This is a genomic window from Azospirillum sp. (assembly GCF_035628975.1).
In the GTDB taxonomy this organism is placed as follows: domain Bacteria; phylum Pseudomonadota; class Alphaproteobacteria; order Azospirillales; family Azospirillaceae; genus Azospirillum.
Genome location: NZ_DASPIS010000006.1, coordinates 156,814 through 169,719 on the forward strand (window position 1 = coordinate 156,814; position 12,906 = coordinate 169,719).

Sequence of the window (12,906 nt, forward strand, 5' to 3'; positions counted from 1 at the left end):
TGTGAGACCGTCGCGGGCGGAGTTCAAGCCGCAGGCGCTCCAGATCCCATGCTCCGCCCCGCAAAGCCGCTATGCGCGGCGCTTGGCTGCTGGTCTAGAGTGCCTGTCACCCGTCCATTCCGCTCCGCGCCGGAGGTCCGTCCCATGCCTTTCCGCCCCCGCCTGCTCGCCGCTCCGCTGGTCGCCGCCATCCTCGGCTTGGCCCTCCCCGCCTCTTTCCCCGCGTGGGCGCAGAACGGCTCGCTGACCTTCCTGCACATCAACGACGTGTACGAGATCGCGCCGGTGAAGGGGCAGGGCGGGTTCGGGCCGCTGGCGACGCTGCTGAAGCGCGAACGCGCCTCGGCCCCCGACGCCTTCACCACCGTGGGCGGGGATTTCCTGTCGCCGTCGCTGCTGTCTGGCACGACACAGGGCGAGCAGATGATCACCCTGTTCAACGCCATCGGCGTCGATGCGGTGACCTTCGGCAACCACGAATTCGACTTCGGTCCCGACGCGTTGAAGCGGCGGATGGCCGAATCGAAGTTCCCCTGGATCGGCACCAATGTGCGGTCCGCCGACGGCTCCGCCTTCGCGAACACGGTGCCGAGTTGGACGAGGACCGTCGACGGCATCACCGTCGGCTTCATCGGCCTGATCACCCCCGACACCGCCCGCCTGTCGAGCGCCGGTCCCAGCCTCGACTTCCCGCCTGTGCTGGACACCGCCGCGGCGGCGGTGAAGGAGTTGCGCGCCAAAGGCGCCGCAGTCGTGGTGGCGCTGACCCATCTCACGTTCGAGGAGGACCGCCAGCTGGCCTCCCGGGTGAAGGGCATCGACCTGATCCTGGGCGGCCACGACCATGACCCGATCAGCTTCTATGAGGGCTCGACCCTGATCCTGAAGGCCGGGCACGACGCCCAGTATCTCGGCGTCGTCAAGCTGGCCGTGGAGACCAGGGACGCCGGGAAGGGGCCGGCGACCACCACCGTGCCGACCGAATGGCGCTTCGTCACCACCGCCGGCGTCGCCCCGGATCCGGAGGTGGAGCAGGTCGTGGAGGGCTATACCAAGCGGCTCGACGGCGACCTCGCCGCGGTGATCGGCACCACCACGACCGAACTGGATAGCCGCAAGGATGTCGTGCGCAGCCGTGAGGCCAGCATGGGCAACCTGATCGCCGACGCCCTGCGCGAGACGCTGAAGGCCGATGTCGCGATCACCAACGGTGGCGGTATCCGTGCCGATGTGCTGCATCCCGCGGGGGCCAAGCTGACCCGCAAGGACATCTTCGCCGAACTTCCTTTCGGCAATGTCGGGGTTCTGGTGGAGATGTCCGGGCAGGACCTGATCTCCACCCTGGAGCACGGCGTCGGCAAGGTGGAGGAGAAGGCCGGCCGTTTCCCGCAGGTGTCGGGCCTGAGCATGACGTATGACCCCAAGGCCCCGGCCGGCCGCCGGGTGACCGAAGTGACGGTGGCAGGCAAGCCGATCGACCCGCAGGCGACCTATCGCGTCGCGACCAACGATTACATGCTGAAGGGTGGTGACGGCTATGCCGCCTTCCCACGGTCCAAAGTGATCGTCGACGCATCGGGGGCGGTGTTGCTGGCGACCATCGTGATGAACCACGTGGAATCCAAGAAAATGGTCACGTCCGCGGTGGAAGGGCGGATCGTGGCAAAATAACGCAGCAGCCGGGACATTATCGGGCTGCGATGCGACACTCCGTTGCGCGGGTGCGGCATTTCCCTTTAGGGTAGCCCGTCCGCCCTATATCCGCGCCGGAAGCCGCCGCATGTCCGATACCCTGCCCAGCCGTTCCAACGACTTCGCCCAGACCTTCAACACCGCCCATAGCGAGGCCGGTCTGGGCCGGGTGTCGATCGCCCATATCCTGCAGCGCATCCAGGCGGATCCGAACTTCCTGTTCAGCGAGGAATTCCGGCAGGGCGGCGGCCAGTGCCCGTTCCATGCCGGCAAGGCCGAGGGGGAGGCAGGGGGAGCGCCGCCGATCCCGCAGGACGATGCGGACAAGGTGGCCGTCAACAGCCTGCTGGCGCTGCTGTTCAACAGGCTGCGCGACCACATCGCCGAAAAGCTGCCCTTCGACGCGGATGGGCGGCCGATGCTGCCGATCCCGCCGCGCTCCCCGCATGGGCTGGACCCGGCCGACCGCGTCGCCATGGCCGCGGCGGCGCCGGATGTCCTCTGCTCCGTCCTGCGCGATGCCACCTGCCACCTGCTGGACGGGCTGATCACCGGCTGGGCCGTCGATCTGGTGCATGAGGAGGAGTATTTCCGCTCCCAGGGGTCCGGCGCCATCTCGCTGGAGGCGGCGGCGACCTTCGTCCTGCGCAATCTGCTGGAGCATTCGCCGCTCTACCAGCGCGCCGGCTACGACATGCTGTCGATCACCAAGACCGGCAGCCACACCGCGATCCACATCTGCTGGGCGCTGGTGGAGGCGGCCCCGCTGCTGATGCCCGGCCGTGACGCCGCCTTCTACGACGACCTCGTCCGCCGCAGCCTGAAGCAGATCGTGCCGCTGTCGATGGCCAGCCTCGGCATGCTGGTCCATTACATGGAGGAAAGCGGGATCGAGCCGGCTGACGGGCTGGCGGTTCACCGGCTGCCCAAGGACCAGACCGCCTTCGTGCTGGACGGCAACGGGCTGATCCGGCTGAACGCCGATCCCATCGTCACCTTCGCCAAGCCGGGCGAGCGTTACTACACCGGCTGCCCGGCCTTCTACACCACGAACCTGATCAAGCTGTATCTGGACATCGTGGCCGGGCTGGCCCTGGAATATTCCGTCTACGACCGCCTGCAGGAGGGCTGAGCCCGATGGCCCGGACCAACGACTTCGCGCTCACCTACGCATCCGCGCATGAGGAGGCCGGGATGACCCGGATCAATCTCGCGCCGATCCTGCACCGCATCGCGGAAGACCCGAACTATCTCCTCAGCGAGGAACTGTTGACGCTGGCCGGCCACTGCCCGGCCCATGCCGACACCCGCAAGGAGGATTTCGAGAAGGTCGCCATCAACACCCTGCTGGGCTTGCTCTATGTCGATCTGCGGGAGCACATCATCGCCCGCATGCCGCTGGACGAGTCCGGCCATCTGGTGCTGTCGACCCCGCCGGAATCGCCGCATGGATTGGATTTCGCCGATCCCGCCGGCATCGATGCCGCCGATCCGGATCGTATGGTCGGTTTCCTGCGCGATTCGGTCTGCCACCTGCTGGACGCCATCATCAACGATTGGACAATCAAGGTGATGGTCGAGGAGGACCGCTGCCGGACGGAAGGAACCATCACCGAGATGGCCGCCGCCAGCTACGTCCTGGGGCGCGAACTGCAGAAATCGGTCCTGCACGGGCCGTCCGGCTACGACATTCTGTCGATCACAAAGACCGGCAGCCACACTGCCCTGCATGTCTGCTGGAATCTGGTGGAAGCCGCCCCGCTGCTGCGTCCGGGGCTGGAAGCCGCCGCCTATGACGACCTCGCCCGCCGCAGCCTGAAGCAGGTGCTGCCGCTCGCCATGGGCAGCCTTGGCATGCTGTGCCAGTTCATGGCGGCGGGAAAGATCGAGGCAGACGACCATCAGGCCATCCACCCGCTGCGCCCCGACCAGTCGGCCTTCCTCTATGATCCGGACAAGGACCTGATCGTCCTGAACACCGACCTGATCGAGCCGACCGCGATGGCGGGGGAACGCCACTACACCGGCTGCCCGGCCTTCTACGCCAACGGCCTGATCAACCTGTACATGGAAATCGTGCTGACCTTGGCGGCGCAATACGGCATGTATGTGCGGCTTCAGGGGAAGAATGCCTCTCTTATCCCCTCTCCCCCCCGGGGAGAGGGTTAGGGTGAGGGGGACGCGCGGCAGGATTTTCGGGGGAGGCACGCGATGCATCCCCCTCACCCCGGCCCTCTCCCCGGGGGGGAGAGGGGGATTCAGCAGCATCGTCAGTGCTTGACGGAACGGCGACCATGCCTATGTTGGCGTTCCGTCAGAGTCGAAAGGTCTAAGTTGGCGAAGAAAAGCTATCTGCGGGCGGTCACCACCACCGCGCTGGCCGACGCGATCAAGCGCAGCCGCAGCCGCATGGCGACGCCGTGGCAGCGTGCGCTCGGCCATCTGGAAAGCGTGTTCATCGACCACGCCTGCTTCCGACTGATCTATTCGAACACCTACCGCATCTCGCCCAACATGTACCGGGCGAGCCAGCCGTCGCCCTCGCACATCGCCGCGGCGGCGCACAACGGGATCAAGTCGATCCTGAACCTGCGCGGCTCGCGCGACTGCGCCTCCTACATCCTGGAGGCGGAGGCCTGCCGCGCCTATGGCCTGGAACTGGTCGATTTCCCGGTGAACTCCCGCGACATGCCCAAGAAGGAAACCCTTCTGAAGGCGCGCGAGCTGTTCAAGACCATGACCTATCCGGCGCTGATGCACTGCAAGTCGGGCGCCGACCGCGCCGGTTTCATGTCGACGCTGTACCTGTTCGCCCATGAAGGCAAGCCGCTCGACGAAGCGATGAAGCAGCTGTCCTGGCGGTACGGCCACTTCAAGCAAGCGAAGACGGGCATCCTCGACTACTTCTTCGACCTGTATGCCGCCTACAACCAGAAGCGCCCGATCGAGTTCTGGGATTGGGTCGAGCGCGTCTATGATCCGGTCGAAGCCAAGGCGAGCTTCCGCTCGCGCGAATGGGCCGATGCCGTGGTCGACCGGGTGCTGGGCCGCGAATAGGGCGGCCCGCTCCGTCTATCGGGCGACATACCAGTCGGCGCGGTGGTTGAAGGCGACGAAGGCGTTCAGCACCGCAGCCCCTAGGATCGAGGCGAGCAGCGCCGGCCACTCCAGAACGAAGGCCGCGGCGGAGAAGACCGCCAGATCGAACAGCGACTGCAGCCAGCCGGCGCGGAAGCCGGTCTTCTCCTGCAGGTAATAGGCGAGGATGCCGACACCGCCGCCGCTGGCGCCGTGGCGGAACAGCCCGATCACCCCGATTCCGACGCAGAAGCCCGCCAGCACCGCCGCGACATAGGGGTTGATGGCGCTGAAGCTCATCATCGACGGCAGCAGGCTGGAGAGGACCGAGATGCCGGTGACGGCGATCAGCGACTTGACCGTGAAGCCGACGCCAATGCGGGCCAGCGCCAGGAAGTAGAAGGGCAGGTTGACGAGGAAGAACAGAATTCCAAAGTCGACGCCCGTCGCATAGGAAATCACGAAGCTCAACCCTGCCGCCTGTCCGGTGACCAGCCCGGCGGCGTGCAGAATGGCAATGCCGAACGACGTCATCACGACGCCGAACAGTTGTCCCTGCAAATTGTCAAAGACGCTGTGCGCCGCCTTTGGCCGCTCGTAAATGACCGATGCAGGGGATGACGAAATAGTCGGGGTGGAATTGTTCGTCATGCCAATCACCCTTCGGCGTCGCCTGTGTGTTTACACGCGACAGCCAATATAGGTCATTTCTGCTGACCTATCCATACTTCACTTCGGTGACGGGGGAGCTATGCGATTTGCGGGGGGATGGGCGAGCAGGTGGTCCTTTGGTTCCGGCTTGTTTGCCCCCTCCCTAACCCTCCCCCGCTAACGCGGGAGAGGGAACTGCCGCTTCATTCCCGCAAGGCTCCTGCCCCCTCTCCCGCGATCGGATCGGCCTTCGGCCGACCGAGGGCGGGGGAGGGAGGGGGAGGGGGCAAATGACCGTAGAAATTGAAGATGAACGGACGGAAATCACGCCGCCAATGTCCGAGCCAGCGTATCGCCGTCGATGTTTCGGCCACTCAGCACTGCCACCGTCCGTCCGGTTCGTCCCAGCCGGCCGCTCAGCACCGCGGCGACTCCGGCGGCGCCCGCTCCCTCGGCCACCACGCCGAAGGAGCCGTGCAGGGCGCGCATCGCCGCGGCGATCTCCGCCTCCTCCACTTCGACCACCCGGTCGACCAGCGTGTCGACGATGGCCTGGGGCAGTTTGCCCAGCGCGTGGACGTTGATGCCGTCGGCCAGCGTCGGACCGCCGCGCCGGGCCAGCCTTACGCCGATGACCCGCACGCGCGGGCGCTGCGCCTTCACCGCTGCGGCGACACCGGCCAGCAGCCCGCCACCGCCGACGGGAACCACCACCGTGTCCACATCCGGGCGGTCGGCGAGGATCTCCAGCCCGACGGTTCCCTGGCCGGCGATCACGTCGGGATCGTCATAGGGGTGGAGGAAGGTCAGCCGCCGGTCGGCCGCCAGTTCCAGCGCCTTGCCCTTGGCCTCGCCCACCGTGGCGCCGTGCAGCACCACCTCGGCCCCGAGGGCGGCGGTCCGCTCCACCTTGCAGCGGGGCGCCGTCTCCGGCATCACGATGGTGGCCTTCACCCCCAGCCGCGCGGCATGCAAAGCCACGCCCTGCGCGTGGTTGCCGGCCGACATCGCCACCACGCCGCCGGCCCGCTCCGGCGCCGTCAGCCGCAGCAGGCGGTTCAGCGCGCCACGCTCCTTGAAGGCACCGGTGGCCTGGAAGACCTCCGCCTTCAGCCACAGATCCCGGCCCAGGGCCGATGCATGGAGCAGGGGCGTCCGGACGATCTGGCCGGACAGCCGCCGGGCCGCGTCGGTCACCGCCGACAGCGGCAGCCAGGCCGGCAGCTCGGCGGCAAAAGCAGCTGCGTGGACGGGCGTGCAGACAGACAGAGTGCGCGCGGCATCGGCATGCGCGGTGAGCATCGCGATATTCCTCGACGAACGAATTTTGGGTAGGACGGGCTTGACCCGGACCGCCTCAGCGGACCGGGTGAGTAATTCGCGCCGAGCCACACATTCGCTCGCCGAGACGGACGTCGACCTGCGACGCCGCGACAGCGGTTAGACGGTTGGACTTGTCATGAACCGGATTGAGGGTTCCGGAGACCACAGGGTGCAGCGACACGCCACACACTCCACACGACCAGTGAACACGAACACGGCAACTCTCCGACGCTCTCAGAGCGCCGGGCCGGTAATTCGCATTCGCATGGTGGCGGTGGTGTTCATAAGATCTGAATACCCGCTGTCGCGGCGCCGGTCAAGCCGTCATCGAGCAAAATGTCGCAGGACGCTCTGACGGCATCAGTTCAACTCGACCCGGTTGCGCCCCAGCGCCTTGGCACGGTAAAGCGCATGGTCGGCACGGCCCAGCACGCTTTCCACCGTATCCGCCAGCGGATGGACTTCCGTCAGGCCGAAACTGCCGGTCAACTGAAACCGTCGGCCATCCGGCAACGGGATCGCCAGCGCCGCCAGACCACTGCGCAGCCGTTCCGCGATCGCCGCACCATCGGTCCGGCCGGTATCCGCCAGCAGGATCGCGAATTCCTCGCCGCCGATGCGGCCGATCTGGTCGGTTGCGCGAAGATGGCGGCGAATCTCCTCCACCACGCTGCGGATGGCGGCATCGCCGGCGGCATGGCCCAGCCCGTCGTTGATTCGCTTGAAATGGTCGATGTCGAGCATGACGAGGCAGGCAGGCCCGGCAACGGTCCTGGATTCGGCACCGCCTTGCCCGGCCAGCAGCCGGTCCAGCAGGTCCAGGATATGACGGCGGTTGTGGGCGCCGGACAGCGGGTCGGTGGTGGCCAGACGGTGCAGTTCATGCTCCATCCGCCGGCGTTCGGTGATGTCGGTTGCGATGCCGATCAAGCCAGCGGCCGTACCGTCCGCCCCGGTCAGCGGGCGCTTCACCACCAGCAATTCGCGTGGGGCTCCATCCGGCCCGACCACGCTGGTCTCGAAGGAATAGGCCTCCGTGCCGGTACCCGTCCGCCCCTGCCTGTCGATGGTCCATTCGATCCCGTCGTCCGCATCCGGGAAAAGATCGCGGAAAGCGCGGTTGCACAGGGTGCTGCGGCCGGCGGCGTCCCGGTACCAGACCGGGCTCGGCATCATCTCCACCAGATTTTCGATGAAGCGGCGCTGCTCGTCGGCCAGCGCGGTCTGCCGTTCCAGTTCCGCCGTGCGCTCGGCGACCCGGCGTTCCAGGGAGTGGTTCAGGGTCTCGATGGTGACGAGGTCGCGCCAGCCGCGCACCGCGCCGATGAGGCTGGTGAACAGCTTCTGCGCGGTCAGCTCGGCCTTGCTCTTGTAGTCGTTGATATCGTAGGCGACGATTACCTCGCGCTCCGGCGCCTGACCGGGTTGGCCGGTGCGCAGGATGATGCGGATGTGGCGGTTGCCCAGGTCACGGCGGATGTGATGGACCAGCCGCAGCCCGGCGTCATGGGTCTCCATCACCACGTCCAGCAGAACCACCGGCAAATCCGTCCGCTCGGCCAGGATCGCCCGTGCCTCCGCTGCCGAAAAGGCGCTGACGATGGCGAAGCGGCGGCCTTCGAACTCAAAGTCGTTCAGCAGGACGCGGGTCATCGCGTGCACCTGCTCGTCATCGTCGACCACCAGGACAGGCCAGGGGGCCGCGCCGACCGACCGCTGCTCCGACGACGTCTCCGCCTGTTCGTCGCCGAACAGCAGGTCGTCGGGAGACATGTTCTCGGGCGAGGCTTGTCCAGGAGAGGTTTGTCCAGGAGAGGTTTGCATATCCCTGTCGCTCACTGGGCTTCTATATCGACGCCTGAGAAATCCTGTTTGAACAGGTTGTTCGTGTAATTCTTCACCTCTTTGCGGTGAACCACTGCGATGAAAGTGTTGGCTATCGGAAACCACGGCATTTCGCGATTGAATATCTGTTGCGCCTTACGGTAATACGCCGCGCGCTTCTCGATATCGTTATCGGATTTTGCTTTGGTGATCTGTTCTTCGAAATCCGGATTGCACCACCTTGCGACATTGGTGCCGCCCGGCTGCACACCGGTGCAACTCAGCAGGAAATACAGGAAGTTGTCGGGATCGCCGTTGTCGCCGGTCCAGCCATAGATCACCATGTCCTGCTCGCCCTGCGTCACGCGGCTGCGATAGTTGCCCCAGTTCTCCGTTTTCAGCGAGACCTTGATCCCGATGCGCTCCAGGTTCTCCCGGATCATTTCGGCGGCGCGCTTGCCGTTGGGCATGTAGGGGCGCGTGACCGGCGGATACCAGAGATCGAGGGTGAAGCCCTCCGGATATCCTGCTTCGATCAACAGGCGGCGCGCGGCCACCGGGTCGAACGGGTGGTCTTCGATGCTGTCGTCGTAAGACCACATGCCGGGCGGGATCGGGTTCTTTGCCGGCCGCCCTCCATTCTGATAGACGGCATCGACCAACGTGCGCTTGTCGATCGCCAGAGTGACGGCACGCCGCACCCGCACATCGTCGAGCGGCGGCTTCCGGGTGTTGAGCGCCATATAGGCGACATTCTTCCCGTCCTGCTGCTCGATGACCAGATTGGGGTCCTTTTCGATTTTTCCCAATTCCGCCGGGTTCGGGAAGATCATCACGTGGCACTCGCCGGACCGCAGCTTGTTCAGGCGCACGGCGATGTTCGGGGTGATCGAGTAGATCAGGTTGTCCAGCGGTTGGCGCCCCTGCCAATATCCGTCGAACGCCTTGTAGCGGATGGCGAGATCACGCTGGTAGGACACCAGACGGAACGGTCCCGTGCCGATGGGCTCCTCGTCGAACAGTTCCGGCCGCTTTGCCTTCATCAGGCTGTCGGCATATTCCGCCGACTGGATCGACAGGAACGGCATGGCGAGATCGGCCAGAAACGGAGCTTCCGGCCGGTTCAGCGTGATGCGGACCCCATGGTCGTCCAGCTTCTCCACCGACTTCAACAGGGTCGGCAACCCCATGCCCCGGAAGTAGTCGTAAGTTGCCGGGCCGACATTGTGGTAGGGATGATCGCTTTTCCATTGCCGCTCGATGGAAAACAGCACGTCGTCGGCATTGAGCGTCCGGCTGGGCGTGAAGTGTTCGTTGGAATGGAACCGGACGTTCCTGCGCAAACGGAAATCGTAAACCAGACCATCATCGGAAACCGTATAGGATTCGGCAAGAGCCGGAGTGATGATCTGCGTACCGCGGCCGAATTCCACCAGATTGTTGAACAGGGGGCTGGCCGCATTCACACTGGTGCCGGAGGTGGACACCTGCGCGTTGAAGCTCTGCGGATTTCCTTCCGTGCAGTAGACAAGTGACTTGTCGGCCTGCGCAGCGCCGGACGTTCCCGCAAGCACGACGAGAACACACAGCCCCTTCGCAAGCCTCTTCGTGAATGTCTTCGGCGGCAAAGGCATTTACTGCTCCTGCACGGATTGTGCTTCCATCGCAAGGGCGACGTTATCAGTAGCAAGTCGTCGTGGAAAGCGAATGGTGAAGCGTACGCCCTGGCCGGTACGGCTCTCCACCACAACCTTCCCACCAAGCCTGTTCGCTACAAGATTGTAAACAATGTGCAGCCCAAGCCCGGTGCTGCCGGTTCCGCGGCGGGTGGTGAAGAACGGATCGAACACCCGCCCCAGATCGGCCGGCGGAATACCCTTGCCATCGTCGGTATAGACCAGTTCCACCAACTCCGGCATCGGCGCGCAGGCAGCGATCAGAAGGTGCCCCTGCTGTCCGTCGTGATAGCCATGGATGAGGGAGTTCATCACGAGATTGGTCAGGACCTGAGCCAGGGCGCCGGGATAGCCGTTGATCTCGATGCCATCGGGGCACTCGACCCGCAGGCTGTGCCCCGCGCGGCGCCAGGACGGGCTGAGACTGGTCGCCAGATCCTCCAGATAGGGTTTCAATTCGAAGCGCCGCCCTTCGCCGCTGGTCTGGTCGGCGGCGACCTGCTTGAAGCTCTGCACCAGTTCGCCGGCCTGACGCAGGTTCAGCACCATCAGCCGTGCCAATTCCTCCGCCGTCTCCTGGAAATCGGCGAAGTCGCTGCGGCGCAGGTTTCCCTCTTGGGCGAGGCGCCCGATCGATTCCAGCCGGTCCTGCAGATGGGTGGCCCCCATCAGGGCGTTGCCGAGCGGCGTGTTGATCTCGTGCGCCACACCGGCGACCAGGGCGCCGAGAGAGGCCATCTTCTCCGCCTGGATCAGATCGGCCTGGGTGCGGCGCAGGTCCTCCAAAGCCTGGTCGGCACGCTCCTTCGCCTCGCGGGCCGCCAGTTCCCGCAGACCGATTTCGCGGATGAAGAAGGCCGCGGCGCGCGCCATCGCGCCGAACTCGTCCTGACGGCGCGTGCCGTCGATCGGGCCGGCCAGCGGATCCTCGGCCAGCCGGGTCATCTGCCGCTGCAGCCGCAAGACAGGCCTGCTGATGGACCGCGCGACCACGACCGCCGCGCCGCCGCCCAGCAGCAGGCCGATGGTCGCCCCGATGATCAGGATGCGGGTCAGCAGGTCGCCGATGCGCGCCGCTTCGTCGCGGAAGGTCTCGTCCAGTTGGCGGGCGGTCTCCACCAGGGCACCGGCATCGCGGTCCATGGCGATCAGAAGCTGGTTGAGGCGGCGCAGCCCCTCCGCGGTCCGGCCCAGGCTGTCGCGCCAACTGCGGATGGCCGACAGCACCTCGTCCTGCAGCAGCGGCGACATGGGAAGCCCGTGGACCGTTTCCAGCAGCGTACCGGCATCGTCGACGATGCGGTCGGCCTCCTCCGCGTCGCGCACCGCCACCGCGTCGGCCGCCCGCCGCCCCAGGCGCAAGGCGACGATGGCGACATTCTGGGTTTCCTGCTCCGTATCGTTGGCCTGGATGGCATAGGCGATCAGTTGCACCACCTCTTCCTGGAGCGCGGTGTATCCGGTCGCCTTCACCATCAGGATCCGGGCGGTCAGCGCCTCGATGGCGGATGCCGCTCCGGCGCTGGCATGCTGTGCGTCGGCAAGCCTCCGCTGCGCAGCGGTGGATCGCGCCTGCACCTCATGCAACCCGTCCAGTGCCGGGCGGACCGATGGCAGGAGGGTGGATAGGAAGGTCACGTCGGGCTGCTGGTTCAAGGTGCCGGTCAGGACCAGCGCCCGCACCACCGGCAGGGTCCGGATAACCTGCTCCGCCAGCATCCGTTCCCCAAGGCCGGTGCCCGACCTGCCGTCTTCGCTGAAGCCGGCCGCCGCCTGGAGCGCCGTTTCGAACCGGTTCAGCGCCGCCTCGCGCTCCGCCCGCGTCTCGTGCAGTGTCTGCACGGCGGATTGCAGGTCGGCGACCGCCGCGGCATAGCGGCCGGCGGTTTCCGCCGCCGGATAGCGGTCGGCCAACGGATCGGTGCGGCGCAGCGCCGCCTGGAGCCGGCCGGCGGTGGCCGACAGCTTGTCGGTGGCAATGCGGAAATCCGCAGCGGTCAGCGGCCGCCCGGTGCCGAAGACTCCGGCTCCGAAGGCCAGTGCCGCGACATGCTGCGCCTCCGCCCGCTGCAGGGCCAGCATCGCCTCGCGCAGTTCATGGGCCCCATCGACCACGTCGCGGCTGTCGCGCAGGCGCTGGTCCGCTTCCGTCAGCGAGCCGAGCGAATCCACATTGGCGGCGTGCTGGCGCTTTCGGGCACGATCGGTCAGCGTCATCAGGCTGGCGGCATGCCGGCCCATATCGGCGACGGCCGCATCATTGGCGCCCGTCACCTCGATGAAGGCGCGCATCTGGCCGACGTAGCGCTCCAGCACCGCAGTGGCGCGCTCCACCTCATGCCGGTGGGCGGCGGCCGATCCCGATGTGTCCAACTGCCGCAGTTCGGCATCCGCCGAGGCCGACAATGCTTCGAACCGGGCGACACGGCCGGCGCGATCGGTGGGAGCGACCTGGAGATAATCGATCCGCGCCGCTGTCGCTGCCAGGACGTCGCGATAAACGGAACCGGCAAGCACCGCCGCCTCGTAAACCCGTTCGCTGCGGTCCAGCAGAAGCCCGCCGGTGACGGCGATCACCGCGGCCACCGCCACCGGCACGCCCCCCACCATTGCGATGCGCGAGCGAATCCTCATGCGCGCCCCGCCGCGGTCATCCGCGCGC

9 protein-coding genes are annotated in these 12,906 nt (G+C 66.2%); 4 read left to right on the forward strand and 5 right to left on the reverse strand.

Annotated elements, in window-relative coordinates; translation table 11 throughout:
• The first annotated feature begins 144 nt into the window (after positions 1-144).
• From VD964_RS01840 to VD964_RS01855, 4 genes are all read left to right on the forward strand, one after another.
• On the forward strand, positions 145-1,671 hold the full coding sequence (locus tag VD964_RS01840; protein WP_324864936.1) for a bifunctional UDP-sugar hydrolase/5'-nucleotidase: 1,527 nt from the start codon (positions 145-147) through the stop codon (positions 1,669-1,671).
• A 109-nt stretch (positions 1,672-1,780) separates the two neighbouring features.
• Positions 1,781-2,824, forward strand: coding sequence for a hypothetical protein (locus tag VD964_RS01845; protein WP_324864938.1), 1,044 nt, complete (start codon positions 1,781-1,783; stop codon positions 2,822-2,824).
• Positions 2,825-2,829: 5 nt separating this feature from the next.
• On the forward strand, positions 2,830-3,861 hold the full coding sequence (locus VD964_RS01850) for a hypothetical protein (RefSeq protein ID WP_324864940.1): 1,032 nt from the start codon (positions 2,830-2,832) through the stop codon (positions 3,859-3,861).
• Between the two features lie 165 nt (positions 3,862-4,026).
• Positions 4,027-4,749, forward strand: a complete 723-nt coding sequence (locus VD964_RS01855) for a fused DSP-PTPase phosphatase/NAD kinase-like protein (RefSeq protein WP_324864942.1) — start codon at positions 4,027-4,029, stop codon at positions 4,747-4,749.
• Between the two features lie 15 nt (positions 4,750-4,764).
• Here VD964_RS01855 and VD964_RS01860 read toward each other — a convergent pair whose 3' ends face one another.
• From VD964_RS01860 to VD964_RS01880, 5 genes are all read right to left on the reverse strand, one after another.
• The gene (locus tag VD964_RS01860; RefSeq protein ID WP_324864945.1) at positions 4,765-5,421 is read right to left on the reverse strand and encodes a YitT family protein; all 657 of its coding nucleotides are present in this window, start codon (positions 5,419-5,421) and stop codon (positions 4,765-4,767) included.
• A 324-nt stretch (positions 5,422-5,745) separates the two neighbouring features.
• A complete protein-coding gene (locus VD964_RS01865; RefSeq protein ID WP_324864947.1) occupies positions 5,746-6,723 on the reverse strand; it encodes a pyridoxal-phosphate dependent enzyme in 978 nt (325 codons plus the stop codon).
• A gap of 381 nt (positions 6,724-7,104) precedes the next feature.
• On the reverse strand, positions 7,105-8,517 hold the full coding sequence (locus VD964_RS01870; RefSeq protein WP_324864949.1) for a diguanylate cyclase: 1,413 nt from the start codon (positions 8,515-8,517) through the stop codon (positions 7,105-7,107).
• A gap of 62 nt (positions 8,518-8,579) precedes the next feature.
• The gene (locus tag VD964_RS01875; RefSeq protein ID WP_324864951.1) at positions 8,580-10,202 is read right to left on the reverse strand and encodes an ABC transporter substrate-binding protein; all 1,623 of its coding nucleotides are present in this window, start codon (positions 10,200-10,202) and stop codon (positions 8,580-8,582) included.
• Positions 10,203-12,878, reverse strand: a complete 2,676-nt coding sequence (locus VD964_RS01880; RefSeq protein ID WP_324864953.1) for a HAMP domain-containing sensor histidine kinase — start codon at positions 12,876-12,878, stop codon at positions 10,203-10,205.
• Positions 12,879-12,906 lie beyond the last annotated feature (28 nt).

Coding starts and splice junctions, on each gene's coding strand:
- VD964_RS01840 (WP_324864936.1), top strand. CDS start 145: ATGCCTTTCCGCCCCCGCCTGCTCGCCGCTCCGCTGGTCGCCGCCATC.
- VD964_RS01845 (WP_324864938.1), top strand. CDS start 1,781: ATGTCCGATACCCTGCCCAGCCGTTCCAACGACTTCGCCCAGACCTTC.
- VD964_RS01850 (WP_324864940.1), top strand. CDS start 2,830: ATGGCCCGGACCAACGACTTCGCGCTCACCTACGCATCCGCGCATGAG.
- VD964_RS01860 (WP_324864945.1), bottom strand. CDS start 5,421: ATGACGAACAATTCCACCCCGACTATTTCGTCATCCCCTGCATCGGTC.
- VD964_RS01865 (WP_324864947.1), bottom strand. CDS start 6,723: ATGCTCACCGCGCATGCCGATGCCGCGCGCACTCTGTCTGTCTGCACG.
- VD964_RS01870 (WP_324864949.1), bottom strand. CDS start 8,517: ATGTCTCCCGACGACCTGCTGTTCGGCGACGAACAGGCGGAGACGTCG.
- VD964_RS01875 (WP_324864951.1), bottom strand. CDS start 10,202: ATGCCTTTGCCGCCGAAGACATTCACGAAGAGGCTTGCGAAGGGGCTG.
- VD964_RS01880 (WP_324864953.1), bottom strand. CDS start 12,878: ATGAGGATTCGCTCGCGCATCGCAATGGTGGGGGGCGTGCCGGTGGCG.